General features: G+C 48.5%; 18 protein-coding genes. 7 read left to right on the top strand and 11 right to left on the bottom strand.

Features of this window, described 5'->3' with window-relative positions; translation table 11 throughout:
- Window positions 1-334: 334 nt before the first annotated feature.
- From ltrA to AC2TDN_RS12625, 5 genes are all read right to left on the bottom strand, one after another.
- The gene (gene ltrA / locus AC2TDN_RS12645; RefSeq protein ID WP_484688228.1) at window positions 335-1,663 is read right to left on the bottom strand and encodes a group II intron reverse transcriptase/maturase; all 1,329 of its coding nucleotides are present in this window, start codon (window positions 1,661-1,663) and stop codon (window positions 335-337) included.
- Between the two features lie 727 nt (window positions 1,664-2,390).
- A complete protein-coding gene (locus tag AC2TDN_RS12640; protein WP_484688227.1) occupies window positions 2,391-4,298 on the bottom strand; it encodes an alpha/beta hydrolase family protein in 1,908 nt (635 codons plus the stop codon).
- Between the two features lie 300 nt (window positions 4,299-4,598).
- The gene (locus AC2TDN_RS12635; RefSeq protein ID WP_484688226.1) at window positions 4,599-4,889 is read right to left on the bottom strand and encodes a His/Gly/Thr/Pro-type tRNA ligase C-terminal domain-containing protein; all 291 of its coding nucleotides are present in this window, start codon (window positions 4,887-4,889) and stop codon (window positions 4,599-4,601) included.
- Window positions 4,889-5,761: an ATP phosphoribosyltransferase regulatory subunit gene (locus AC2TDN_RS12630; RefSeq protein WP_484688225.1), complete on the bottom strand. Its 873-nt coding sequence runs from the start codon at window positions 5,759-5,761 to the stop codon at window positions 4,889-4,891. Before AC2TDN_RS12630 ends, AC2TDN_RS12635 begins: the two co-directional genes overlap by 1 nt.
- A 23-nt stretch (window positions 5,762-5,784) precedes the next feature.
- On the bottom strand, window positions 5,785-6,567 hold the full coding sequence (locus AC2TDN_RS12625; protein ID WP_482068387.1) for a CPBP family intramembrane glutamic endopeptidase: 783 nt from the start codon (window positions 6,565-6,567) through the stop codon (window positions 5,785-5,787).
- 279 nt (window positions 6,568-6,846) lie between these two features.
- Between AC2TDN_RS12625 and AC2TDN_RS12620 the strand changes: the two genes are divergently transcribed.
- The 5 genes from AC2TDN_RS12620 (at window position 6,847) to AC2TDN_RS12600 (ending at window position 11,537) form a co-directional block, all read left to right on the top strand.
- Window positions 6,847-7,293: an aminoacyl-tRNA deacylase gene (locus AC2TDN_RS12620; protein ID WP_482068386.1), complete on the top strand. Its 447-nt coding sequence runs from the start codon at window positions 6,847-6,849 to the stop codon at window positions 7,291-7,293.
- Window positions 7,294-7,568: 275 nt separating this feature from the next.
- Entirely contained in the window at window positions 7,569-8,279 is a 711-nt protein-coding gene (locus AC2TDN_RS12615) for a peptidylprolyl isomerase (protein WP_484688224.1), read from the top strand.
- Window positions 8,280-8,323: 44 nt separating this feature from the next.
- Window positions 8,324-8,896 carry a DUF6143 family protein gene (locus AC2TDN_RS12610; protein WP_484688223.1) on the top strand — a complete coding sequence of 191 codons (573 nt, stop codon included), beginning with the start codon at window positions 8,324-8,326 and terminating at the stop codon, window positions 8,894-8,896.
- A 168-nt stretch (window positions 8,897-9,064) separates the two neighbouring features.
- Window positions 9,065-9,646 carry a TetR/AcrR family transcriptional regulator gene (locus tag AC2TDN_RS12605; protein ID WP_482068383.1) on the top strand — a complete coding sequence of 194 codons (582 nt, stop codon included), beginning with the start codon at window positions 9,065-9,067 and terminating at the stop codon, window positions 9,644-9,646.
- Window positions 9,647-9,707: 61 nt separating this feature from the next.
- Window positions 9,708-11,537, top strand: coding sequence for an alpha/beta fold hydrolase (locus AC2TDN_RS12600; RefSeq protein ID WP_484688222.1), 1,830 nt, complete (start codon window positions 9,708-9,710; stop codon window positions 11,535-11,537).
- Between the two features lie 67 nt (window positions 11,538-11,604).
- Here the strand turns inward: AC2TDN_RS12600 and AC2TDN_RS12595 are convergent, their stop codons facing one another.
- Together AC2TDN_RS12595 and AC2TDN_RS12590 are read right to left on the bottom strand one after the other, a co-directional pair.
- Window positions 11,605-13,818, bottom strand: a complete 2,214-nt coding sequence (locus AC2TDN_RS12595) for an asparaginase domain-containing protein (RefSeq protein ID WP_484688221.1) — start codon at window positions 13,816-13,818, stop codon at window positions 11,605-11,607.
- A 20-nt stretch (window positions 13,819-13,838) separates the two neighbouring features.
- Window positions 13,839-15,242, bottom strand: coding sequence for an asparaginase (locus AC2TDN_RS12590; RefSeq protein ID WP_482068380.1), 1,404 nt, complete (start codon window positions 15,240-15,242; stop codon window positions 13,839-13,841).
- A gap of 664 nt (window positions 15,243-15,906) precedes the next feature.
- Between AC2TDN_RS12590 and AC2TDN_RS12585 the strand changes: the two genes are divergently transcribed.
- Both AC2TDN_RS12585 and AC2TDN_RS12580 read left to right on the top strand, forming a co-directional pair.
- On the top strand, window positions 15,907-17,127 hold the full coding sequence (locus AC2TDN_RS12585; protein WP_484688220.1) for an acyltransferase family protein: 1,221 nt from the start codon (window positions 15,907-15,909) through the stop codon (window positions 17,125-17,127).
- 151 nt (window positions 17,128-17,278) lie between these two features.
- Entirely contained in the window at window positions 17,279-17,473 is a 195-nt protein-coding gene (locus AC2TDN_RS12580; RefSeq protein ID WP_482067875.1) for a sporulation protein Cse60, read from the top strand.
- 432 nt (window positions 17,474-17,905) lie between these two features.
- Here the strand turns inward: AC2TDN_RS12580 and AC2TDN_RS12575 are convergent, their stop codons facing one another.
- The 4 genes from AC2TDN_RS12575 to AC2TDN_RS12560 are packed head-to-tail and all read right to left on the bottom strand — an operon-like array spanning window position 17,906 to window position 25,101.
- The gene (locus AC2TDN_RS12575) at window positions 17,906-18,727 is read right to left on the bottom strand and encodes a class I SAM-dependent methyltransferase (protein ID WP_484688219.1); all 822 of its coding nucleotides are present in this window, start codon (window positions 18,725-18,727) and stop codon (window positions 17,906-17,908) included.
- A gap of 35 nt (window positions 18,728-18,762) precedes the next feature.
- Window positions 18,763-20,235: an SMP-30/gluconolactonase/LRE family protein gene (locus tag AC2TDN_RS12570; RefSeq protein WP_484688218.1), complete on the bottom strand. Its 1,473-nt coding sequence runs from the start codon at window positions 20,233-20,235 to the stop codon at window positions 18,763-18,765.
- On the bottom strand, window positions 20,225-23,341 hold the full coding sequence (locus AC2TDN_RS12565; RefSeq protein ID WP_484688217.1) for a FecR family protein: 3,117 nt from the start codon (window positions 23,339-23,341) through the stop codon (window positions 20,225-20,227). The genes AC2TDN_RS12570 and AC2TDN_RS12565 overlap by 11 nt, the downstream gene beginning before the upstream one ends.
- The gene (locus AC2TDN_RS12560) at window positions 23,338-25,101 is read right to left on the bottom strand and encodes a CHASE2 domain-containing protein (RefSeq protein ID WP_484688216.1); all 1,764 of its coding nucleotides are present in this window, start codon (window positions 25,099-25,101) and stop codon (window positions 23,338-23,340) included. The genes AC2TDN_RS12565 and AC2TDN_RS12560 overlap by 4 nt, the downstream gene beginning before the upstream one ends.
- Between the last annotated feature and the right edge of the window lie 382 nt (window positions 25,102-25,483).

Here is a 25,483-nt window from a genome sequence, read left to right as displayed (position 1 = left end):
ACAGCGCAATAGGTTTCGTCCCCTAACACAACACAATTTAACCTATCTTAGATACAAGTCGCCTTTATCCATAGCGAATGCTTCTTGCTCATGATAGGAATTCTCCCCTTTCCTTTTTCGAGCTTTTAAAAAAACAATCCATTTAGTAAGCGCTTCCAAACAAATGTATCACTACAGCCTTCCCGTGGGTGAGTGTGTAGCTTTAGGGGGCGTTGTGTTTTTTTTGCCTATGTTGACCTGATCATACAATCGAGTAGGCCTATGCGCATGCGCATGCGCATAGGCCTCTCACAGATCCGGACGTGCGGGTCATCGCATCCGGCTCCTCCAGTGATTATCCCCTCTGGGAATGAAGTTCTTTGTAAATTGCAAGAAGACTACATAGACCGATTTCTCCAAACCACTTATTTGGCATCGCATATTGGGCATAGGTAGAATGCGAACTTCTCCACGCTGTCATGCGTAGCCCCGGCATTTCCTTGTTGTCCCATCCTCTTCTCCGCATTTCTCGATGGAGCTTTCTTATCTTCTTCCAGCTACGCAGTTGAACCGCTCGGAGTCGTCTCCTGATCCAAGCATCCAATTCTCGGAATCGACCTTGTACGTCTCCTGTTCCGAAGTAGTTTGCCCATCCTCTAAGATAAGGGTTGAGTACCTTCTTCACCAGTTCTTGTACATTGACGGTCTGATTCCGTCTTGTGATCTCCTTCACCCGCTCTTTGAATTTCGCCATGGCTTTGTCCGATGGCGTCATTCGTTTTCCTGGTTTAAACTCATGACCCAAAAACACAAATGACTCCCTCTTGCTGTTGGCGATTTTCGTTTTCTCAGGATGTACTTTCAGCCCCATTTCTTTCTCCAGCAGCTTGATGACAGACCTCAGTACACGCTCCGCGCCTTTCTGCGTCCTGCAACAAATGACGAAGTCATCTGCATATCGTGTCAGACGGTGGCCTCGCTCGGTCATGAGCTTGTCCAGTGGATGAAGATAGATGTTGGCGAGTAAAGGACTGATGACTCCTCCTTGCGGCGTTCCCTGTTCATTTGCGTGAATGCTCCCGCCTTCCATGATTCCTGCTTTCAGGAATTTCTCCAGCAGCGATAAGACACTTCCATCCACTACCGTTTCCTTCACCATCCCGATGAGCCTTTCATGCGGGATGGTGTCGAAGTATGCTTTCAAGTCCGCGTCAATGACATACCGATATCCGTCTTCTAGATCCTGACGGATTTTCTGTAACGCCATTTGCGCGCCTCTTTCCGGCCGGAATCCGAAACTGCAGTCCATGAATTTGGCTTCAAAGATAGGTTCCAGTATGCGCCGCGCAGCAGCTTGTACAACTCGATCGCCTACGGTAGGAATGCCTAACGGTCTTTGCGTTCCATCTGCTTTTGGGATGTACACTCGCCTAACTGGCTTGGGCCGATAGGTTTTGTTCCTCAGTGTCTGTTGAACCACTTCTAGATGGCGTTCCAACTGCGACTCAAATGCTTTGATGGTCATTCGGTCGATCCCTGCTGCGCCTCGGTTCCGCTTAACCTCCTTGAAGGCTTCCTCCAGGTTTGACTTAGCCCATATCTTGTCGATGAGACTATACCATTTGCGTTCTTCTTGCTTCTTCACTTCTTTACGAGAGAGATTCTTCGTTCCTTGTTCTTCCATGCTCGTTCTCCTTCCCTTGCAGTTCCATGGCTTGTAGCCTTTCAGCAATCTCCACTTCCCTGTCGGTACTCGCCCCAGACGGCTTCTCCTTATGTTCATTCCCCGGGTCTACGCGCTTCTTGGCTCACCGGCTCCTGTCTGGCACATGGCCTTACTCGTTCTCTCTTCTTCCACGGTTTCGGGCTTCGCACGAGTATCCTCCTTTTGGATTAGGACTCGCATCGGCAACCTCATGCCGATTCATCTGCCTTTGCGGCCTTTCTGGCAGACTTACTCACTACTATCCCTACGTCTGACTTCTCACCATTCATAGCCTCGCCTTGATCCTCACGATCTTGGGTTAAGTTACCGCTTTTAGCGGAAACGATGAGATCTCCTTGGGTCACGTCAACCGACTTTCTCCCGAACCCAGTCCTCTTAACTTCCGGAACCCGTGGTGGTATTGGACTTCCCCTTCTCTTGCAGGGTTATCCGGCTCCGTCAGCCATCTTGGTTATGCCGCCTGTTCCGGGATTTGCCTTCACATCCTCCGCACCTATCCTCACGGACTACGCACTATGTGTCAGCTATGTACTTCCGCCACCTCGCGGTGTACTGGAGACTTTCACTCCTTAGTCGATTGCGCTGCCAAGCGCACAAGAGGCAGCCCCTATAGGTCTAGGACCTTTAGAGACTGCCTCTTATTTAGCATAGTTCGTATTGGGAAGCAAAAGGGACACGGCGTTTGTTAAGCAGAAGCATTCTTTTCTTTGCTTACGGATTTGCTGCTTCTCCGAAACAACACAGCTGCCACGATAAGGGCTGATAGAGCGAATATGACAATCGCTGTCGTGTTCGAAGCTGGCTGACCGGCGAATTGAATGGCTTGCCCTGCGACAATATACCAAGTGATTAAGAGTGTATTGGCGAATGCGCCAGCATAGATCGTACCGGTTTTGCGGAAGAAGTATGTTGATACCAGCGCCATGACGATGTTTACCGGAACGAACTGAAAGGCTACAATGCCAAGCAGCGCTTGTGATTTCCAGAAAATTTCTTCCGTAGTGAACATCGTGACGTATTGGATGAGAATGAGGACAATGATGCCGACGGTATTGATCATCGCGTTAGAAAGAAACCATTTCCACGCTGTTTTCGTTTCCGTGCTGCTCTCACGCAGCCTGAATTGGCCATGCAGAAGCAGCCCATTAACAAGGAAGAATACGAGAAACGGCAGAGCATATTTCAGCATCAGGAACAGCTGGTCTACGCTCATCACCTTCAGCCCCATAACCCATATCCTAAAATCAATGTGGAACAACGCGCCTGTCATAGCAGTCGTTACATACACGCTTCCTACAGAGAGAATCGCAAGCGCCAGTGCTCTGCCCGTGGCTCCGATATCTATTCCGAAGGAGCCAGCATGACCCGACACGCCGTAATGCCGTAATGAAACTCCCAGCTTTTGATTCATGAATCTATGCCATAGCCCAAACAAGACGACGGTGATCGCCGCGTTGAAGAGAATCCAGATAATGAAGCCATTCGTAAGCGATTGCGACCAGAAGCTGCCTGCCGGCATCCACTTACTGCCCCATTCTTGGAATTTGAAGAAGGTGAGTGCTGGTATTGCCGTGGCGACCAATGCGCCGAGCACCCAGCCAGCTCCAGGACGAACGCCATGCGGCTCAGGCAAAGGCTGAGTTATTTTGCGGAAATAGCTCGTTCTCAGCAAATTTCCCGCTACGGAGAACATCAGCATAAATGCGCCGATTAACGCGAGCAATGTGCCATATTCCTTCATGCGCCAAGTTTGATCGTTGTGATCAACAGGACTTGGAGCAGGCATCGCTTGTTGAAGGAAGTCGATAGCGTTCCCCACTGCCGCTGTCGACCAATGGTCTGCGGGGTGAATGACATTTGGGATATAAAGCATGCGTGCAGATTTATTTTCAAAGGAGCCATACAGCTTGCCCGGTACTACAGCTTCTGTTACGCCGAACACCTTCTTTAGCTTGTCGGTGCCCACGATTTGGGATGCCTTCGGCACTTCCCACATGAGCGGAGCAAATTCGTCGTATTTGCTGAACACAATCGCGTAATTGAATGGCGTTTCCGCGGTCACTTCACCGGAACCGAATGTCTCGGTTGAAGAGCCTTCTTGGATGAGGGTATGGACCCACTCCGGCTTCGCAGTTGCTGCAGCCAGCAGCGACCAACCGCCCATTGAGTGACCTTCCAAGGCGATTTTCTCTTTATCGATGAAGGCCAAATTTCTAAGATAGCTCAGACCAGCCAGCGATCCCCTCATGGTAGGATCAAACGGAGATTGCTCGGAATAGCCGTGGCCCTCCATATCCATGGAAAGCACCACGTAGCCTCTGCGCGCAAATTCAATGTTGAAAGGGTCTTGAACTTCACGAGAGTTAATGTATCCGTGCATCGTAAGCACGGCGGGATGCGTCGTTTTCAGATCCATGTCTACCGGTGTGTAGAGCAAGCCGCTAAGCATATTGCCCCCATCACCCGCAAACCTCACGTCCGACACATTCACCTTGCCGCCGCTTGTTTGCACATTACTTGCAATCAAACTGCCGATAAGCACTACCACAAGCGCGACAATAATCGAGACAGGCCTAGAGAAGAAATGTTTCATCCTAATAACGACCTCCCATTTGTTTGTGAGGACCAAAAAAAGATTCACATCAAAAGCAAACCCAAATTAGGATAAGCAATTGTTGTGAATCTCCATGTCTCCATCACATTATTAACTTGTTCCCAGTATATTCTAGCTTGAAAGCGCTGTCAATAACGATTTAGCTGTCTGATTGTCCTAATTTTTGGTAAGCAACCTTTCTGACCCTATTGTCCTTTAACGGAAAAACGATCAATCCTTACGAATAGCAGCGGCCATCTAGAGCAGGATGTCCTGTGCCAGATGGCCGCTGTCTTATCATTAATTAGCGAATACAAGGGGGCAGCTTATATTCTCTAACACATATATCGCTTCATCCAGAGTTACTTCCCGCTCGGTCCGCTCATCCATATCCTTGAGGCGCACCAAGCCCGCCTTCCATTCCGTTTCACCTAGCAGCAACGCGTATCGAATCCCGCTCCCTGCTACTGAGGCGAGGATGTTTTTCAGCTTGCGACCGCTCGTATCCAGCTTCACTCGAATACCGCTGGCACGCAGCTCGGCTGCCGCTTGCAGCATCTCCGCAGCTGTCACGCCTACGGGTATGAGCACTACGGAAGTGTCTCCGCTATACGATTTTCGAGCAGCGCCATAAACGACTCCATGCCAAACGATAGTCCAACCGCGCTATATTCGGCATCCTCCCTTCCAACAAGCTGTCCGATAATAGCGTCATACCGGCCGCCACCGCCCAAGCTCGAAGCGAAGCCATTTGACGTTTCAAATATTTCGTAGACCGTTCCCGTGTAGAATGATAACCCTCGCGAGAGAAATGGATCGAATACGCAGTCTTGCGCAAGGCCAAGCTTGCCCAAAATATCGGTTACCGCGAGCACCTCCAGCGCCCCCGCGCTGCCACGCAGGCCGTATCTGTCCATGAGTTCCTCGAGCGAAGGGTTTTGCAGGGCGATCAGCTCAATGACGGCGTCCGTTACCTCGTTAGCGAGCCCTTTCTCGGAAAGCTCCAGTTTCACGCCGGCTTCACCCACCTTTGCGAGCTTATCGAGTGTCAGCATGACCGACAGCGATTCGCTACCGGGTACGCCGATTGCAGCCATAACTTCGCCAAGAAACCGTCTATTATTCCACTTCAGCTGAACCTTGATCGCAAGCGATCGGAACACGTCGATGGCCATCTGCATCAGCTCCACCTCAGCCTCTGGACCTTTAACCCCCACAACATCCACATCGCATTGCAAAAACTCCCTCAGCCTCCCGCGCTTAACGGGGCCGTCCCGGAACACCTTCCCGATCTCATACCGTTTAATGGGCAACTCGATGCTTGGATTTAAAGCGATCACCTTCGCGAAGGGAATCGTCAGGTCATACCGCAAGCCTAATCGTCGCTTTCGCTGATCCGTCAGCTGGTACATTTCTTTTATAATTTCATCGCCGCCCGCATATTTAGAGGTCAAATCTCTCATCTGCTGTCAATCCTTTGCTGTATTTAGTACATGTATGTTTGGGCCGAATTCAACTTCAACCAAGGATATATAATCAAAATAATTAGCAGCATTGCGCCAGCCGCAAAAGTATGGGCATGCGCAAACACAAACGAAGCGTTCTCTCCAGCAGTCGTAATCAGCAAGCCCTTGTCAGCTTCACTCCCCGGAACCCCGTAAACGAAGCTGTACACTACGCTGAGGCCCATATGTATGCCTGTACTCATCCAAATCGAACCCGTTTTTAGAAGCACATAACCAAGAGATAGGCCAAGCACTAACGAGAATAGAGCATTTGAAGGACTGAAGCCTACTAACCACACATCATCCAGCGCAAAAATAATTGCAGATACGAGCAATAAACTAGCATTCCGTATTTTACCTTTAAGATGAGCAAATACATAGCCGTTCACAATAAGATTATTCATAAGCGAGCTAAGAAGCATAACGCCAAGGATTTCGATGAATAAAAGAATAGCTTCCGGTGCTTTCTTTACGCCCACGACCTGAAAATCCCCATAGCCCCACAAGAGCAAGTACATGACTGCCCAAATGCCAAAGCCAATAAAAAAACCGATCCGCAGGTTTCTTTTCCAGCCATAATGAGCTTTTACGCCTAAATCACTCATTCCGCTTAATCCCGTCAGCTTGGCTACATGATGAACAAGGATGAAGAGTATGCAAGCATACGCTAGCCAAGTGATGGTATCTAGCGAAAATAATTTCGGGATTAGATGAAAGTATGAATCAATAATTAGAAAACCGATGACCGCGAATAGCCTTCCCATTGCTCAGACCCTTCCTGCAAAAATATATTGGATGCCCGCTCGTCCAAAATAAAGCAGTATCGAGCTCATAGTTTCATATATATTCGCGAGATTGCCGTATATCCCTAAGCCTCGATGTCTTTCTTTTTGAGAGAAAAAAGCTTGCCAAATAACCCTCCAATTCAATCTATTGGCAGTTTAGCTGGATTATTTAAATGACAAAAAAAGGTGAAAAATTGTTTCTGACGAATTTGTACGTGGATCAGCGAAAATCTCTAAATAGAGGAGACGGAACCAAATATGGATAAATTAATATTACTACTAAAGAATCAGCATGTTGATTACGAAGTCATCGAACATAGTAAACCAATTAACACCGCACAGGAAGGTGCTAATTATTTTGGTATTGATATTGGTCAAACTGCCCCAACACTAATATTGAAAACAGATAAAGGCTACTATGCTTTGGTCATCTCTGGTGATTACGGACGAATCGATCCTGTTGCTTTGAAGGAGATTTTTCAAGTTCAAGAGATCAAATTAGCGAAACCCAAAGAGGTAGAACAAGTGACTGGAAGTACGGTCGGAAGTGTATCGTTAATAAACCCGGGGATCTCAACATTCATAGATAGAGAATTATATCGATTTGATTATGTTTATGGAGGTACAGGGGTGCCACAAACGACATTGAAAATACAACCAAAGGATATTGAGAAATTAAATAATATAGTTGGATACATAAGATAGAGACATGTCTTAACCCTCTAATAATCAATATTACGGAGCAATTTTCATACCCGTATGTGACATTTAGTTATTTTGTTAGGCTGATAGTTAAGGCAGCTAACGGTAAACCCCGTAAATATTTCGGCTGCTGCATTGCCCGCAATAGACGACTCCCTCGCATTTAAATCAACCAATATGTTATTATACAGATTGAATCATGTATGAGAATGCGGAAAAATAGGCAGAAGAGTCTGCGGAATTTTTTTGTATTCACACAACCTAAGGAGGATATTGAAATGCTTTATAAGAACAAACGACTTGGGACCACGCTGCTCCTTATGCTCATTCTGCTCGTTGCAGCTTCCGGATGCGGAGCAAACCGCGCTGCGGACGGAGACAAAAATACCGGCTCCGGCGGCAATGCAAGCACAACAACTCCCCCAACCGAAGCTCCTGCAGAGGGCGGCCCAGCGCTGCTTGGCCCGGACAAGCATCCTGTTGTAACCATTCAACTAAGCAATGACAAAATCATTAAGCTTGAGCTTTATCCAGAGGTTGCTCCAAATACAGTAAACAACTTTGTATCTCTTATTAAAAAAGGTTTTTATGACGGCGTTATTTTCCACCGCGTTATCCCAGGCTTTATGATTCAAGGCGGCGATCCTGATGGCACGGGAATGGGCGGACCTGACTACAGCATCCCTGGCGAGTTCACTGACAACGGCTTCGAGAACAAGCTGATGCATACGCGCGGCGTACTCTCGATGGCGCGCACGAACGACCCGGATACGGGCGGCTCGCAATTTTTCATCATGGTGGCCGATGCGCCTTCGCTTGACAATCTTTACGCATCCTTCGGCAAAGTAACGGAAGGCATGGAAGCCGTAGATGAAATCGTGAACCAGACCGTCGGTGCGAACGATAGACCGGTAACTCCGATTTCGATGAAAAAAGTAACGGTGGACACGCTCGGCATGACGTTTGAGGAACCAGTGAAAACGAAATAAGTGAAGCCCTTCGATTCGCAGGCATGTTACACGATCCCAATCATATGGTGGAGTATAAGCATGTTGCGAAGGATGGTGAAGCGATGTATGGCAATGGGCCAGTCAGTGTGGTCAATTTAACGAATCCGCTTAATAAGTCGCTGCAAGGGAAATATTTTTTGGGCGAGACCGATCAACTGAATCCAACCGATTCGAACCGAACTTGGGGGGCGCTCATCAACCCTCCCCATTCGGGCGTTAATCTTTATCTGGATATTTATGTGCTGAGCAATTTGTCTGACGATAAGCTCGTCTCGCAAATTTGCTTCTGCTCCAGCCTGCCAACGCACGGCAAGCAGTCGCATGAGGTATCCACTGCAAATTTGACGCTCAATCCGAAGCCTGCGCCGCGCGGACAAGTCCAGTTCGGCAGCAGCCTAGACACGACCGCTCTCGCTGCAATTCCAGTATCCACGCGCGTCATTCCGGCTTACTCCAGCGTCTCGAGCGAGAAAGCAGGCCACTGGATCATCGGTCCCGGCCAAGCGATTCTCTTCACGCTGACCAGCTCTATGAATCACCCCACCCCCGCCGTCATCTCCATTGGCTGGTGGGAAGAAGCTCAAGGCATGTACTAGCATCAAGGCAAAATCGCCCCTCAACCAGCAATGGTCGAGGGGCGATTTTTTGGTTATGGCAACTATTGAGAACAATTTATGAAATCACATCTATTAATATCGCACCCTTTTATTTGTTATTTTATCGCCCATTGACATCCTTATTATTAGTACTGTATAGTGCTAATTATGACGCCAAAAACAAAAATTTCCAATCGCGAGATTGCCCTTCAAACCGCTGCGAGCCTATTTTTGAGCAAAGGCTACCTCGTTACCAGCATGGATGATATTGTTGCCGAAAGCAAAGTATCTAAAACCAACATTTATTATTATTTCAAAAGCAAGGAGGAGCTGCTGTCTGCCATTATCGAGAGAATGACCGGCCAGTATGAGCAGCTTATTACTCGCATTGCTGACCAGACGGAGCTGCCTGTCATGGATCGGCTCACGAGACTGATGAATGTGCTTATCGAGCAAGACGTCGACTGTCTCGGAGGCTGCCCCTTCCTGACGCTGTATACACAGACACCGAAGGAAGCCACTGCGATTCGCGAGCAAATCAGCCAATTTTTTGGAAGGCAGCTGCTCGTCTTGGAGAGGCTTATCGTCCAAGGCATTGCTAGCAAAGAAATAAACAGCAGGCTGGAGCCGCAGCAGACGGCTGCCTTAATTCTATCAACTATTGAGGGCGGGCTGTTCTTACAGCATACGAACCAGAATCCAACTCTATTGCAGCACTCGCTTCATGCTTTAGCTTCCATGCTAAAGTAATTTTTTTGAGTATATTAGTACCGATTAGTACTAGTGTGAAAATAAAAAGGAGGATGTTTATATGGCACATATCTTTATAACTGGAGGGACCGGATTTATCGGTTCGCAATTGGTGAGGCGGCTTACAGCCGAAGGCCACCGTATTACCGCGCTGGTCCGTTCAGCCGCTCGGTTCAATGCGCTGTTTGGGCAAGCCGGAGAGGAGATTTCCCCTTCCCTATCCGCGATTGTCGGGGATTTGACACAGCCAGCACTCGGTCTCACTCCAAGCGACCGCGAGCTTCTGCTTACCGCAGACGTTATTATTCATGCCGGCGGGCCTATGGATATTTTGCTGAGCGAACAGGAAGCGAAGCGAGTATTCCTAGATGCAGCCGAGCATCTAACCCTCCTAGCGGACCATTTGCACAGAAACGGACAGCTCCGCCATTTCATTCATATCGTTGGCTTCAAGAGCCCGGTAACGGATCAAAATGTAAGCGAGCAAGCTGCCGTTATGAAGCAGCTGGAGCATGAATCCCCTTACGAGCGCATGAAAATTACCGCCGATTTCTATATCCGGCAGCATGCTAGGCAAAGCGGCTATTCGCTGTCCGTCGTTCACCCGAGCGTCATCATCGGCGATTCCGTTACAGGAAATACCGAGCAAACCGGCGGGCTTGGCATTCTCATCGGCTCAGCCAGACGGAAGCTGATGGGCATAGCGCCCGGCGGACCTAAGCACTGGCTTCCGCTTGTCCACGTCGACCATACCGCTGCATTCATCGCTGCGCTCGTTAACGAGCAGCATCCCGCAAGCGATACCTACTACCTGCTTGATGCGCAAACGGCAAGCCCAAATATGACTCAGCTCATACGGATGATTAATAAGGAGCTGCGCGTTCCAGCGCCGATTGGCTCGATTTCGCTATCGTTACTAGGAAAAGTGCTAGGCACCCGCCTCGGCAGCAAGCTTGGCATTCCCGAGCAGTCGCTCAGCTTTATCGTGAGTAAGGCATTCCCACTCCAATCCACTAGGCATATTCAGCAAAAGCATGCTCTTCACGCATCCGTGAACCAATCGACTTTGCCGTATGTCATAGCTGATCTAGACTATCGCCTATCGCACGGACAATCGATTCATCCGGGCTTTGAGCGCAGCAGGCGCGGCTCACTAGCAACGCTAGAGAAAGCAGGCAGCGGTCATCCTATTCTTATGCTGCCGGGCACCTTTAGCGGCGCAGACTGCTTGCTGCCGCTAGCCTCCGAGCTGCATGGCCGTCCCGTTTGGATTGCCGACCTGCCCGGCTTCGGACGATCGCCCTATCATCATGGCGCAAACGTAATAGAAGGGCATGTCCAAGCGATCGTGGAAGCTATTGCTTCGCAGAAAGAACCTGTCACCTTGATCGGACATTCCTACGGCGCGCTGCTCGCAGCCAAAGTAGCGGAGCGTTTGTCAATAGGTCATATTCATGCCGTACGCCTGCTTCAGCCTGTACTCCATCCGGCTAACGCGCGTTACAAGAGCAGATTAGCAAATCGTCTGCTCCTGCCTCATGTAACGGAAGATAGGCTGCGAAAGGAGCTTTTAGCGCGCGGCTGCTTCGGCCATTCGAGCGAGATGCCAGACAGCTATGTCCGCTTTGCACGGAATGAGCTTAGCTCTCCGCGTGTCAGAGCCACCTTGGCGGATACGCAAGCTGCCTTAACATGTGCCGAGCATTTCCGTTTGCAGCCTGAGCACTGGAACAGCAGCCAAATAAGTATGCTTTGGGGCACAAAGGAACGTGTTTACTCAATTCCCACAACCTATGCTGCCATCCCTACAGCGCTTCTTCCTTATGGACATCACTTCCCGATTTCACATCCAACTGAAACGGCGCGGCTATTGCTCCAATCCGGAATCTAGCTGATAAAATAGAAAAAAGGCGGCTCCAAGTGGTCTAATAAGACCCTCGGAACCGCCTATCGTTCTATTATTTACTCGCTTTAAGCATGTTCATTATGATGGTGATCGCATCCGCTCTAGTAGCGGTAGCTTTTGGCGCGAAGATGTTGCCCGTCCGGCCTTGAATAATGCCTTTGTCGCTGACTACTTTGACAGCGCCCTTCGCCCATGCCGGAATATCCTCATTATCGGCAAAGCTCGTTGAGGCATTAGGATCCAGCGTCAAGCCGGCACCGCTTGCGATCATCGAAACCATTTCCATTCGGAGGATATTAGCGCTTGGACGGAACGTACCGTCTGGATAGCCGCTAATGACTTTTGCTTTCACCGCTTGAGCAACAGCATTCTTTGCCCATGCAGCGATTTTGTCATTGTCGGTAAAGGCAAGCGCAGCACCCTCACCCTCCGCTTTCAATGCACCCATCAGCATGACAGAGAATTCTGCACGCGTTACCGTGTTGCCCGGTTTGAACGTGCCGTCGACATAGCCCTTCACAATGCCGGCAGCAACCGCTTCTTTAATGGCAGCTTCTGCCCAGTGACCGGAAATGTCCGTAAAGGAAGCCGGTTCATCCTTCTTATCTACGGCGAATACGGCAAACTTGGTGAAATGATCGGATTTTACAGTAATGAGGTTATCGCTTATAGATCCGCCCATCTCAATCCATTGCTCCTTCGTTTCATCGTAATAGAATACAGAAGCCGTCTTGCCCTCCTTGATAAGCGTCGCATCAAATTTGAAGGTTAGCGTGACCGGAACTAAGAAGTTAGCTGATATGTTTTTGAGTATTTCAAAAATCGGCGATGCCAGCTGGCTCGTAGATTCAACGATACCGCCCGTACCTGTCAGCTTTTCAATCGAAAGCAGCATTTGCTCCTTCGTTGCTCCTGCCGGAACGGATACCGTTACGCTGTCATCCAAACCTAGCGTGCCTGCGCTTCCGGCACCAATCGTTACCTCGCCTTTGCTCGGCACATGACCGCCAGAGCCGCCTGATCCACCCGATTCGCCGTTCTCGTCAACGGGAGGAGGAGTCGTCTCTGGCACATCTACCGTAATATCCTGCGTGCCTGCCGTCTCAAACCAGCCTTTCACCGTATTGAAATCACTGGAGAAAGCAAGTGACAGCATAAGCATAATACGGGCATGCTGCGGATTCAAATTGTCACCAGCAATAATGCCGTTGCCGCTGCCCGTAATCGTCCCCGTGCCGGTTCTAGTTGTCGAGACAAATGTGACGCCGTGATCGCGAATAGCCGCGGTACGCGCTGCGCTCATTTTCGACGAAATGCCCGCCGCTCCCGTACCAGCCGTAACAATACCCTTAGCGCCGTCCTCTACTAATGCACGGATTGCTCCGCCGCCAGCTTCCTGATAGCTGTAGGCGATCTCAACGATCGGAAGATTATCCTTCGAGATAAGCTTCAAGTTAAATGGCGTTGCCCAGTCGGCTTGACCGGCCTTTAGCGCCCTTGCGTTAAGACGATAAATGCGTACAGCCGGATCATCGACAAAGCCCAGCGCACCAAACATCGGCGTTTCAAACGTATCCATCCGGTGCGAATTGGATTTCGTCACCTCGCGTGCCGCATGAATGACATCATTTAGCATGACGACCGTACCGTACCATTTTGTCTTGCCGCTGCCCGCTGCTTTAATCGCTTGATAAAGGTTGGCCGGGCCATCGGTACCGATAACATCCCAAGGTCTCATCGCCCCGGTAACGACTACCGGCTTCTCGCTTTGAACCGTCAGATCAAGAAAATAAGCAATTTCCTCCATCGTATCGGTTCCTGTCGTCACGACAGCACTATCATAAATTTCAAGCGCCGCATCTACCGCAAGAGAGAGATCATAGAGTTCCTTCATGGAGTAGCCGCCTGAGCCTTTGTTGCCGAATTGAAACGTCGAAACGTCCGCAATTTTAGCTTTTCCCGGCAGCTGCGCGACTAGATCTGACATTAGGTACGTGCCTGCTGCGTAATTCTGAAAGTTGGTTGGATCGTTATCTCTTGCTTTGCCTGCAAGCGTTCCGCCTGTCGCCACTACGATGACATTGGGCAGCGGTGACGCCTTATGCGCCTCAGACAAAGCCGGAATGTTAAAGGTCGGCAGCTGCGGTGCTGCCGTCTCGGCACGAACCGAGCTGGCATAGCCGGTCAGGATCATGCTGAGAAGCGCCGCTATGAGGAGAGGAACAAATATTTTCTTCGCTGTATTCGGATTGCTTCTTATGGTCATAATCGTACTCCTCCCCTAAATTATTGCGTGACCGCTGCTGGTTCAGGCGTTGCTGTTGCTGCAGGCACTGTCGGTGCAATGGTTGGTTCTACTGCAGCAGTCGGAAGCTCAGCTTCAGGAGAGGGGGCCTGGGTTGCAGCAGGCTCCGTTACAACCGGCTCGGTCACGACAGGATTAACTAGCGGCTCCTCGACAGAAGTTTTCAGCACGGTGTTCTCATCAACCGAAATCTCAACATCTTGTGTACCGAAGGTCGTGAACCAGCTTCTAATCGTACCAATATCATTTGTAAAAGCGAGCGAAAGCAATAGCATCATGCGAGCATGGGCTGCATTCAGATTGTCGCCGCCAATAACATTGCCGCTGCCGCTGTCATAAATAGAGCCTGAGCCCGTTCTTGTCGTCGATACGAAGACTACGCCTTTATCCTTAATGGCTGCCGTCCGAGCCGCGCTTTGCTTAGACGAAATACCGCCTGCACCTGTGCCTGCCGTTACGATTCCTTTAGCGCCATCCTCCACCAATCCGCGAATGCTTCCGCCGCCAGCCTCTTGGTAGCCATAAATAATGTCTACGATTGGAAGGCTGTCCTTGGAGATCGTTTTAAGATCAAATGGCGATGCCCAGCTCTTCATGCCTGCTTTGCTCGCTCGCGCAGGTGCCCGGTAAATACGAACGGCAGGATCATCTACATATCCAAGCGCGCCAAACATTGGAGCATCAAATGTGTCGTTGCGGTGTGCGTTCGTTTTTGTAACCTCACGTGCCGCAAAAATGACATCGTTCAGCATAACAACGGTGCCAAACCATTTTGTTTTGCCGCTGCCAGCCACTTTAATCGCTTGATAAAGATTGGCAGGACCGTCCGTTCCGATTACATCCCAAGGTCTCATAGCGCCCGTTACGACGACCGGCTTCTCACTGCGGACCGTCAGATCAAGGAAGTAAGCAATTTCCTCCATCGTATCGGTACCTGTCGTTACGACAGCACTGTCATAGATCTCAAGCGCAGCATCAACAGCTAGCGAGAGATCGTAAAGCTCTTTAATGCTGTAGCCGCCTGACCCCTTATTTCCAAATTGGAAGGTGGAGACATCGGCTATTTTATCTTTTTTAGGAAGCTGAGCTACTAAATCTGCCATTAAATAAGTGCCAGCCGCATAGTTTTGAAAGTTTGTAGGATCATCATTTCTCGCTTTGCCAGCAAGCGTACCCCCAGTTGCAACAACGATAACATTAGGAAGGCTCGATGCCTTATGCTCGGATGAAAGAACCGGAATATCAAATTTCGGAAGCTGCGGCGCTTCCTCAGCTCGAACAAAGTCCGTTCTTGTCAGCACCCCAACCATTGCTGCTAGCAGCGATAGGACTAATAGAGGAATAAGAACCTTTTTTGCCAACTCACTTCTTACCATTTGCGTCATGTTATTTATCCTCCAATGTTATAAATTTCTCTCTTTCTATTTCAACAGTCTATTTTATGTTAGATAACTTAACAAACACAAAAACGGCTAATAAAGCGCATTCATCAAACTTTTACTGCTTATATCTACTTATTTTATTTAGTTTCTTACTATATTAAAGTATGTATATGTTAGCTATATTAACATTTTTTACAGGTTTAATGTGAATGAAAGAAAAGTCTGATAGGTCTGCAAATAAAAAAACCGCCAGGAAACTTCGTCCTGACGGCACTTAAAATACATTTGCTGAACACTAATAAGACTTACTTTAAGACTTGTTTGAGATTTGATATACAAAATCAACAACACCTGTTTTGTTTCTGTTATATTAATCAATTGTTCTTACAAAGATCATACCAAATATTCTGTATAAAAAGCATCCTATCCTAACACCACTAAAATTAAATATTAATTCATTTAAATCTACGGTTCTATAGGTAATTTTATTAATAAGAGATACTATAAGCTGTCCTGTTAGGCCGACTAATAAACCTAGAATGACAGGTGTAGTACTGCAATTATATGGTAGTGTTTGGTATTAAGATAAAAAAATGGTATACAATGCACATTTGATTGCGTACCGTTTCATGTTATAGTAAATTTATTCATGAAAGAAGGGAAATAAATGAATAAAGAGACATCTGAAAAAAAGATATTCTATTTGGATGGCATTAGGGGACTCGCGGCATTTGCCGTGGTTATCTCGCACTACATACAAGTATTTTATCCAGCTGCGTTAAATGGAAGACCGCAACAAGCTCATTTTGAATGGGACATCTGGTACGGACATTCTCCGATTAATTTATTTTTTAATGGACAATTTGCCGTTTGTTTGTTTTTTGTGCTAAGTGGTTATGTGCTCAGTGTCAAAATGTTTGAAAATGAGCTCGATAGCGAGACCTTTCAAAAGTTGTTGCATTCCAGCGCCATACGAAGGTACATTCGGCTTGCTGTGCCGGCAGCGGTATCCGTATTGCTTGTTTATTTAGCCATTATTACGAATGCCTTTCATCTCCAAGAAATATGGGGAACAACATGGACGGATATGAAAAAGAACTACTACGCTTTAGATACAAATGTATATACCGTTATTAAGGCTGCTATTTTTGATCCGTTTTTCCGTTTTAAAGCACATCCTTACAATCCCGTCCTTTGGACAATGAGCTATGAGCTATTAGGTTCTTTTTTAATTTTCGGTTTTCTTGCTTTATTTGGACGAGTGAAAAAAAGATGGATTGTGTATATGGTCTTATCCATTGCGTTTATTCAAACCTATTTTGTCGCTTTTTTGTGGGGAATGCTGCTTGCCGATTTGCTCAAGCACAAATGGGTCCAACGTAAAATAACGGCAGTACTTGTGCTTTTAATGGGGATTTACTTAGGTTCGGCGCCTTATACTCCATTAATCGGGACTATGTACGAACCCATAGAAGTGTGGACAAAAAATATCAATGAATGGATTCAATTTAACATCGATCCACGACTTCTTGCACGAACCCTAGGTTCTGCTATGATTTTGTTTGCTCTGCTTCGTTTAAAAGTGCTGCAGCAGGTGTTTGGATGGAAACCGTTTGTTTATTTAGGACAGATTTCATTTTCCCTTTACCTCATTCATTTCACTTTCCTAAATACGTTCTCCGCATTCACGTTTAGTAAAGTGATTCATCATTTTAGTTATAATCTTGCCTATGCAATTACGTTTATGGTTTCCATGGTGCCCTTATTTATTTTGTCGCATTATTATATGAAATATATTGATCAAGGCGCATTAAAACTAGCTCGAAAAGTTGAAAAAAGGGATGCGTTAAAACTAGCTCGAAGAGTTGAAAAAAAGATGACCGCATAGATCGGACACATATCCTTAGGCTAACTTTCCCAGTCCTCGCCCGTCCAAGTTGACACTTGCACCTCTCAATGCTATGGTGGACGTCAGAAGGCATTTCGCGACTTTCGCGAGGTGCCTATCTGTCTATTTAGCAAGGGGAGGTGAGACAAACATGATACAGGTTAAGGAGTTTATCGATACAGATACGGTGTTTGCCGAAAAGAGAGCAAATGAGTTTTTGGCGGAGCTGAGCGACGACCAAGTCATTAACATTTGTTACGGATCCATGATTAAAACCGCCACATCCGGCAACGCCTATCAACGCAGTACCATCTTAGTTGTTTATAAGCAAAATAAAGAAAAGTAAAGAAGAAAGCGGGTGATCCCATCACTAAGCCCCGTCATACTAATCTGGCAACATCGGAGAAAAAGGGGATTGAGGCAAAGGACATTCGAGGCATAAAAAGAGACAAGTGGGAGACCTTCTTCCGCGCTCTCTCTTGCACGGCAACAATCGGTTTATTAGCCACGGCTATCGGATATGCCGTTTATCTGTTTATCAAACAGTAGAAGCAGTTGTGTTGCAGCCGTTATCACTTATATCGTACGGAGGTTAGCCATGAACGACTTTACTAACGATCGATTATATAGGTTAAAGAGCGGAATATTCACAAAACCGTAGTCCTCTCATCCCTTTTCAACAGGAAATAGAAAAGAAGCAAGCAGCATTTGCCCATTTACGGCGCCAGCGACTTGCTTCTTTGAGTTGTCTACTAAAACGACTTTTGTAAAAAGGGCATTATTTCACGCCCAGCCTCATCCGATAACTGAACATAACTTCTAGCTCTCTGCCTGCAAAATACTGGTCCACGCTGCTTCGGAACGTCTCAATCGGCTTCACAAGCTCCGTTGAGCCAAGCTTAAACACGGCCTGCACGCCGCCTTGGCTGAGCGCTAAGCCAACATAACGCTGCGCATCGCATCGTTCCCTATTATGAAATACAATTTCCTTCGAGAAACGGAACAAGCCGCTGTCTCTAATTTGCGTTAAATGCTGTTCCTTGTCCCGCTTGCTTGCTCGGTCCTTCTCCGCAATATTGCTCGCTATGATCGCCTCGCTCCGGTCGATAAGCCGCTTATACTCCGCCTCAACGGACCAATGCAGCGTCGGCGGCCAATCGCAGTCATAGGCTGCAAATACACCCTCCGGTTTAAGAACGCGTGCAAATTCACGAAGCGTGCTGACGGGCTCCATCCAGTGAAACGACTGTGAGCACGTTAAGATATCGACACTCTCCGCTTCCAAAGCAAGCTTGTCAGAGTAGCCTTTGACGAAGGAAATATGCTCTGCATCCGTTAGCTCCGACAAGCGAGCGAGCGCCTTGCCCCTCATATCATCATTTGGCTCAAAGCCAATGATCCGCTCGGCATGCTCGTTCCACACAAAGGAGGATAAGCCCGTGCCGCAGCCGACATCAGCAACAAGGGCTGGCTTCCGGCCCAGGTAGCCTGTCAAAATTTCAACAACTGCCGCAGGTGCCTTTGGTCGATGCTGGTCATAATCATTTTCAAATCCGGAGAAACGATCTACGTTATTTTGCAAGTGGCTTCCTGAAGTCATTTCACAGCCTCCGTTCCTGGTATAAGGAGCTGAGCTCATTGCTGCTCGCTGCTAATAATAATAGCATTGAATTCAGTGTCTTGCGCAATCAAGAACGATGCCGCATCCTCTAAATAGGTTGTCTCTACGTACATGATGCCCTTCTCAATAACGACCGTACGCTTCGCATTGGCTTTAAGCGCAAGCTTCCAATCCTTTTTGGCAAGACGCAATTCCTTCGCAGCAGCATTCCACTTCAATTCTGCTCCCCATGCTTGAAACAAGGCTTTGACAGGCAAATACGTTTTGTCTCCGCTTTTATAAGGCTTTTGTGCGGCTGGAAACTTCACGCGCTTGCCCTCCAGCCAGACCTGAATTTCCTTGCTAGCAGGAAGCAGCTCTGTTCCGGCAATTAATTCGTCTTTTGAATGGATCGGCTTAAGCGCCTTCGCATCAACCGCAACCACCTTTACGCTGTTGTTTAAAGTATCGGCAATATACAGCTTGCCCGCCGCATAAAGCAGCGAGGAAGGCTGATTAAATTGCGCCGCATCTGCCGCCCCAACCTTATTGCCCGGCTTGCTCACGCCTGCAATTGAAATCACTTTCCGATCGGCTTGCACAGCGCGAATACGGTTATTCAGACTGTCAGCAACAAACAGTACGCCGGCAGCATAAGCAAGCCCCCTTGGCCGATTAAATCGCGCTTCACCGCCTGAACCATTCGCAAAACCGCCTGCCATGTAGCCTGTAAGCGAATCGACGGCTGTCGGCTTTCCGGCATAAGTAGTCACTTTTCCCTCATAAATATAACGAATAAGATGATTGCCGCCATCCGCTACGTACAAGCCGCCCTTCTCATCAAACACAAGGCCCATAGGCTCGTTAAAAAGCGCCTCGGCTGCAGCTCCGTTCTTGTATCCGCCCGTTTCATTAACACTCCCAGCAAATGTAGTAGTTACACCCTCTGGCGAAATCATGCGAATAACGTTGTTAAGCGAATCTGCTACGTAAACGTTATCTTTGGCATCAATCGCAAGACCCGTTGGCGTGTTGAACTGCGCTTCTCCATATTTGCCGTTTTTACTGCCCGCTTTGCCGTTTCCAGCAGCCGTATACACGCGGTCGTTTACGATTTTGCGAACAACATGATTTTCCGTATCGCTCACATAGATGACGCCCTTGCTGTTCACTGCGGAGTCATACGGTTGATTAAAGGCGGAACTGGCCGTCGTCCCATCCAAATATCCCGCGGCGGTTGCCGGAGACGTTACTGGCGACAGTTTTCCATTTTGCCACTTGCTCAATTGATTGCTCCCTGAGCTGACAACGATGATGCCGCCATCCGGTGTCGCCGAGAGCCCGGTGGGCTGACCAATCTTCTCCATGACAAATGAAACTATTGACGGAGCTAAACTTCCCGTTCGAGCATCATCTGCCGCTGGAGCCGCCGAGACAGACAGGCTTGTTGCAAATAATACGGCAGCAAGAGCTGTTCCTGCTGCTAATCGTTTATAATTATTTTTCATTGCGTTCCCCTCCTCTCTGCAAATCACCGGCTTTGTTTAAATCCTCTGTACCGATCCAATAATGGTTATCCTGTGAATCAACTGTAGCAACGAATCTTAAATGGTTATTTAGTTTCTGTTTCTTCGTTTGTACACGATTGCTGTTTTTTGTACGCAGGACATCAGCACTTATGGTGACTTTAATCTCATTGCCGTAAGCAAGAGGTTGTTTTAACGTTATAATTAAATTTTTCCCCTCGATTTCCATACTTTCGATCTGAGCTTCATAGGATTCTTCGTTGTTGCAGCCCTCTTCTTCCTCATCACAATTGCTGCATACCGCACCTTTGCACTCGTCATTGCCGATGCCTCTAAAAGTATCCGTGCTGTTATTGGACCAGAGTGCAGTTATTTCTCTATGATAAAGCTTAATCTCAACTAAATCCGAGAAGTTCCCGGGAGATGGAATCAAATTATTCCAAGCGAGCTCTGTCGTAAATGGCATAACGATTGTGCCAGCATCCCTCATATACACATTTTCCGGAATAAGCTCTGGTGCGACAGGCGAATACCAAGAAGGGTACGCATTATTCGAGTCTAGTACAGTAACATCAACAACAATAGGCTCATTTATGGCATAGCCGTTATCGTCCTTTAATGTAATAGACATACGATATTTCCCAGGCATGCGGTATTCATTTTTAAAATAATTAGCTTTAATGATCACGGCAGCCGAACGATCCATCAAATGGTAGAAATATACATCATCCCATGTGAAATCTATCTTACCTTGCTTACATTGATATTCGTAACCGTTATGCCCGGTAATCGGTATGTTCTCAGAAGGGCAAACTTGTTCAATTGATATATTAGCTTCGCTTCCCGCTGCTGTTGCTATATCGTAGCCAAGCGTTTTTATGTTGACAACCGCATGATCCTCATCCATGCCAAATCCGTATTGATAGTTAAACACAAAGTTCTGTTCAGGAAGCTTAAACCGGAAGCCCTCGCCGTTCTGCGCGCTGACTGTCACTTGATCCGCTGCTTGAATGTCATTTGTTGACTTATTTTTTAATTGTCCTCCGCGAACCGTCAAGCGAAGCTTTGAACCATACGCCACAGGTTCAGATAATTCAACAATCAATCGATTCGAGTGCTTGGAATCTACCTTCACTTTCTGAACAATAGGACTGTCTATATATGCTTCTGCTTCAGTCTGATACACCTCAAGGTTAACGACCTCTGAGCCTTCAGCAGGGAATGCTTCATTAACGCCGTTGTAGGCAATCAAAGTCGTAAACGGCAAAATAAACGTTTTGTCATCAATCATGTACGAGTAAATATCACTATAAAAAGCATTCACATCCAACACCGGCGGTATGGGTACTGATGTCGGCGTCGGTGTTGCCGTCGGTGTCGGCGTCGGTGTTGCCGTCGGTGTTGGCGTCGACGTTGGCGTTGCCGTCGGTGTTGCCGTCGGTGTCGGCGTCGGTGTCGGCGTTGGTGTTGGCGTCGGCGTCGGTGTTGGCGTTGGTGTCGGCGTTGGTGTTGGCGTCGGCGTCGGCGTTGGCGTCGGCGTCGGCGTTGGCGTCGGCGTCGGCGTTGGTGTCGGCGTTGCCGTCGGTGTCGGCGTTGGTGTCGGCGTTGCCGTCGGTGTTGGCGTCGGCGTCGGTGTTGGCGTCGGCGTCGGCGTTGCCGTTGGCGTTGCCGTCGGCGTCGGTGTTGGCGTTGCCGTCGGTGTTGCCGTCGGCGTCGGCGTTGCCGTTGGCGTTGCCGTCGGCGTCGGTGTTGGCGTTGCCGTCGGTGTTGGCGTCGGCGTTGGCGTTGCCGTCGGTGTTGGCGTTGGTGTCGGCGTCGGTGTTGCCGTCGGTGTTGGCGTCGGCGTTGGCGTTGCCGTCGGTGTTGGCGTCGGCGTTGGCGTTGCCGTCGGTGTTGGCGTCGGCGTTGGCGTCGGCGTTGGCGTCGGTGACGCAGTTGGCGTCGGTGACGCAGTTGGCGTCGGTGACGCAGTTGGCGTCGGTGACGCAGTTGGCGTTGGCGACGCAGTTGGCGTTGGCGACGCAGTTGGCGTCGGTGACGCGGTTGGCGTCGGTGACGCAGTTGGCGTCGGCGTTGGCGTTGCCGTCGGTGACGCGGTTGGCGTCGGTGATGCAGTTGGCGTCGGTGACGCAGTTGGCGTCGGTGACGCAGTTGGCGTCGGTGACGCAGTTGGCGTCGGTGACGCAGTTGGCGTCGGTGCCGCGGTTGGCGTCGGTGCCGCGGTTGGCGTCGGTGCCACGGTTGGCGTCGGAGCCTGTGTTGCTGACGACGTCACTCCACCGCTGCCGCTACCCGATTGTCCCGTGCTATCCTCAAATATAACGATGTTGTCGGATAACGCGCCTCCAGTCGGCTTCGCAGTCTCCGTTTTCTCATCCTGCTTTTTCGTATCACTAAACTCTTTTACCTCATTAAGAAGCGTTTTATCGGCCTTTGGATTCTCTTCAAGCAATTTAATAAAATGCTCCAAGCCGACAAGCGGGAGGTCGTGATAATCCAGTTCCTCTTTATCACCCGTTCCCTCTTCATCCAATTGCAGCTGCTCATTCGGAGTGACGATTGTTTCATCTTTTAGCTCTTCGCCATGGTTCGTCTTCACCGCACCTTCAAATACGCCGACATAGGTCTCGTCGTTCTCGTGTGCGACGGTAAACTCGGTACCCATTACGCCCATAATAGCCGTTGGCGTTTCGATCTCAAACCTCGAATCCCCATCAAGCTTCTTATTAATCGTAACGAGCACCTTGCCCTTCAGCAGGCTAAGGCTTGTCTTGCCGCCCAGCGCCTTAGCGCTCTTAACAAGCTCGCTTACAACGAGTGTCGTATTTAAGCCGATGGTCACTACTTTATCGCTATCCAGATCCATCGTCGCTTTGCCGTCACTGCCGGTCACAATCGTGTCGCCCTTCGTTATAGCCATCCCCTTGAAAGCTTTGAACTTTTTGTTACCTCCGCCCTTTTTTACTTCAACTTTACCGTCAACAAGCGTAATTTTTCCCGTTTTATCGGTATCCTTCGCAAAGACGGAGGTAGGCATAATGAGCCCGATGATGAGCAGCATGATGACAAAAAGTCTGAATGTCTTCATTTTAATCCCTCCAATTCATAGATTGATATGCCCTGCTCTTTTCCTTTTACCTTGATTTCGCCAAGCGACTTGGCTATAATCCGATCTTTTACGACCTGATAAACGGCATCGCTTAAAATAATCTGCCCAGGCTTCGCATTGCTCTCCAGCCTTGCCGATGTATTGACGGTATCGCCGATTGCGGTATAATCCATCCGGCTCTTCGAGCCGATGTTGCCGAAGACGGCAGGCCCTGTATGAATGCCTAGACCAAACTTAACGCCAAACCCAAACCGTTCGATCAGCTTGCGCTCAAGCGCTGCCGACCCTTCCTTCATCGCCCATGCCGCTTCCACTGCCCGCATTGGATGATCCTCCAACAGCAGCGGCGCATTAAAAATAGCCATAGCCGCATCTCCAATAAATTTGTCCAGCGTGCCGTCAAACTTAAAAATGCAGTTAGCCGCGAGATCGAGATACTCATTTAAAATTTCAACGATTTCCTCCGGCTCCGCCTTCTCCGAGAGAGGCGTAAAGCCGCGAATATCAACAAATAGCACGGTCAGCTCACGGCGTGTACCGCCCAGCTGTAAGCCTTTTTCGCCGTTTTTCAAAATCTGGTTCACAACCTCCGGCGCGACATATCTGCCGAATATATCCGTCACTCTCCGCCGCTCCAGCAGCTCCTCCACGTAATGAAAGCCGACGACGACAATACAGCTGATAATCAGCAGCGGGACGACATAACCTATCGAAATAATAAAGCCCTGGCTATATAAGTAGCTGCTCCCGATTACAAACACAACGATGATTGCCGCGACAGCCAAAAAAGAAATGGCCATATTCCACTTCCGAAACAGGAAGTAGGCGAGCGCGGCCGCAATGAGCAGAACGAGCGCATTCCATTTCCAATCGAGCTCATGCTTGAGGTCACCCTCCAGCAGCGCTTGAATAATATTTGCGTGTATTTCCACCCCGTACATGGGGCTCTTTACCTGCAGCGGTGTCGGGTAATCATCCTTAAATGCGGTAGCGTAAGGTCCAATTAGCAATATACGATCCTTAAAATAATCCGCCGGAACGTCGCCGCTAAGAACGGCTGAATAAGGAATCGCTTCATATTGTCCCGACCGCCCCGTATATGGAATATGGAATTGGCCAAAAGCGTCCAGCGGAAGCATGTCGGCATTCACTTGTTTGCCGGAGCGCTCCATGAACATCTTATAAATAACCCAAGATAAACTCTCGACCTGCTCGCCTTTATTAGCGAAACTATACAAGGAATCCCGTACAACTCGGTCACGGTCCGGTATTGTATTGATGTGTCCGACCGTAGCAGCCGCTTCTTTTAGTGCAGGGAACGGCTCTGACATGCCAAGCGCTTCAATCCCTCCCCGCTTAGCGGAGGAAGCGAATGTGCCAAAGACCGGCATGACAACATTACCCGCATTCGACACCGCTGTAATGAGCGCCTCATCAGAGGCGGGATCATCCGCCGATGGTGCCGGAAAGGTAACGTCAAACGCGATGACCGCAGGCTCCCCTTCGGCAAGCGTATCAATAAGCTGCGCGTGCACGCTGCGATTCCACGGCCAACTGCCAAAATCGTTTATGCTTTCCTCGTCAATCGCAATAATCGCAATGCGGGTATCAACTGCGCTCTCCTTCTGCATGAATCGATCCTGGAAAAAATAATCCATCGTATCGAGCGTCCCTCTATACATGAGGAACACTGCCAAAGCCGTCAGCAGCGCAATCATATGTACGAGTTTTATTTTCACAATAACACCCCTCGAATTTGCTGCCCTGCTTTGCATCGTGCTTTCATTCGCCATGGACCCGATCGAAAATTTATCGGAAACTGGAATACAACATATCGTTCCTTGCTCATATTGTTAAGTACGGGCTTCAAGTCGCTTGCGAGGGCATTCCATTCGGAGGTAAGAGGATTTCCTTGAAAATATCCATGGAGGAAGGTATTATCTGACAACTCTTTTTTTAGTGAAATTGTAATTAATCGCTGCGTCAACGCCGTTTCCTCATTCACTGATTAATCTACCTCTTATTATGTAAAATTAGTTCTAAAGTTATATAAATCTATTATATATGAAGAGTGAAAATAATAGAATATTGTCGAAAGTTATCTTGTCTTTATTTTTTTTG

This window comes from Paenibacillus sp. Y660 (assembly GCF_057221575.1).
The sequence above is the reverse complement of the archived record's forward strand: the minus strand, read 5'-3'. Positions and strand labels throughout refer to the sequence as shown.

Coding starts and splice junctions, on each gene's coding strand:
- AC2TDN_RS12585 (WP_484688220.1), top strand. CDS start 15,907: ATGAATAAAGAGACATCTGAAAAAAAGATATTCTATTTGGATGGCATT.
- AC2TDN_RS12615 (WP_484688224.1), top strand. CDS start 7,569: ATGCTTTATAAGAACAAACGACTTGGGACCACGCTGCTCCTTATGCTC.
- AC2TDN_RS12580 (WP_482067875.1), top strand. CDS start 17,279: ATGATACAGGTTAAGGAGTTTATCGATACAGATACGGTGTTTGCCGAA.
- AC2TDN_RS12595 (WP_484688221.1), bottom strand. CDS start 13,818: ATGACCATAAGAAGCAATCCGAATACAGCGAAGAAAATATTTGTTCCT.
- AC2TDN_RS12600 (WP_484688222.1), top strand. CDS start 9,708: ATGGCACATATCTTTATAACTGGAGGGACCGGATTTATCGGTTCGCAA.
- AC2TDN_RS12565 (WP_484688217.1), bottom strand. CDS start 23,341: ATGAAGACATTCAGACTTTTTGTCATCATGCTGCTCATCATCGGGCTC.
- AC2TDN_RS12630 (WP_484688225.1), bottom strand. CDS start 5,761: ATGAGAGATTTGACCTCTAAATATGCGGGCGGCGATGAAATTATAAAA.
- ltrA (WP_484688228.1), bottom strand. CDS start 1,663: ATGGAAGAACAAGGAACGAAGAATCTCTCTCGTAAAGAAGTGAAGAAG.
- AC2TDN_RS12620 (WP_482068386.1), top strand. CDS start 6,847: ATGGATAAATTAATATTACTACTAAAGAATCAGCATGTTGATTACGAA.
- AC2TDN_RS12570 (WP_484688218.1), bottom strand. CDS start 20,235: ATGAAAAATAATTATAAACGATTAGCAGCAGGAACAGCTCTTGCTGCC.
- AC2TDN_RS12640 (WP_484688227.1), bottom strand. CDS start 4,298: ATGAAACATTTCTTCTCTAGGCCTGTCTCGATTATTGTCGCGCTTGTG.
- AC2TDN_RS12625 (WP_482068387.1), bottom strand. CDS start 6,567: ATGGGAAGGCTATTCGCGGTCATCGGTTTTCTAATTATTGATTCATAC.
- AC2TDN_RS12575 (WP_484688219.1), bottom strand. CDS start 18,727: ATGACTTCAGGAAGCCACTTGCAAAATAACGTAGATCGTTTCTCCGGA.
- AC2TDN_RS12590 (WP_482068380.1), bottom strand. CDS start 15,242: ATGACGCAAATGGTAAGAAGTGAGTTGGCAAAAAAGGTTCTTATTCCT.
- AC2TDN_RS12610 (WP_484688223.1), top strand. CDS start 8,324: ATGGTGGAGTATAAGCATGTTGCGAAGGATGGTGAAGCGATGTATGGC.
- AC2TDN_RS12605 (WP_482068383.1), top strand. CDS start 9,065: ATGACGCCAAAAACAAAAATTTCCAATCGCGAGATTGCCCTTCAAACC.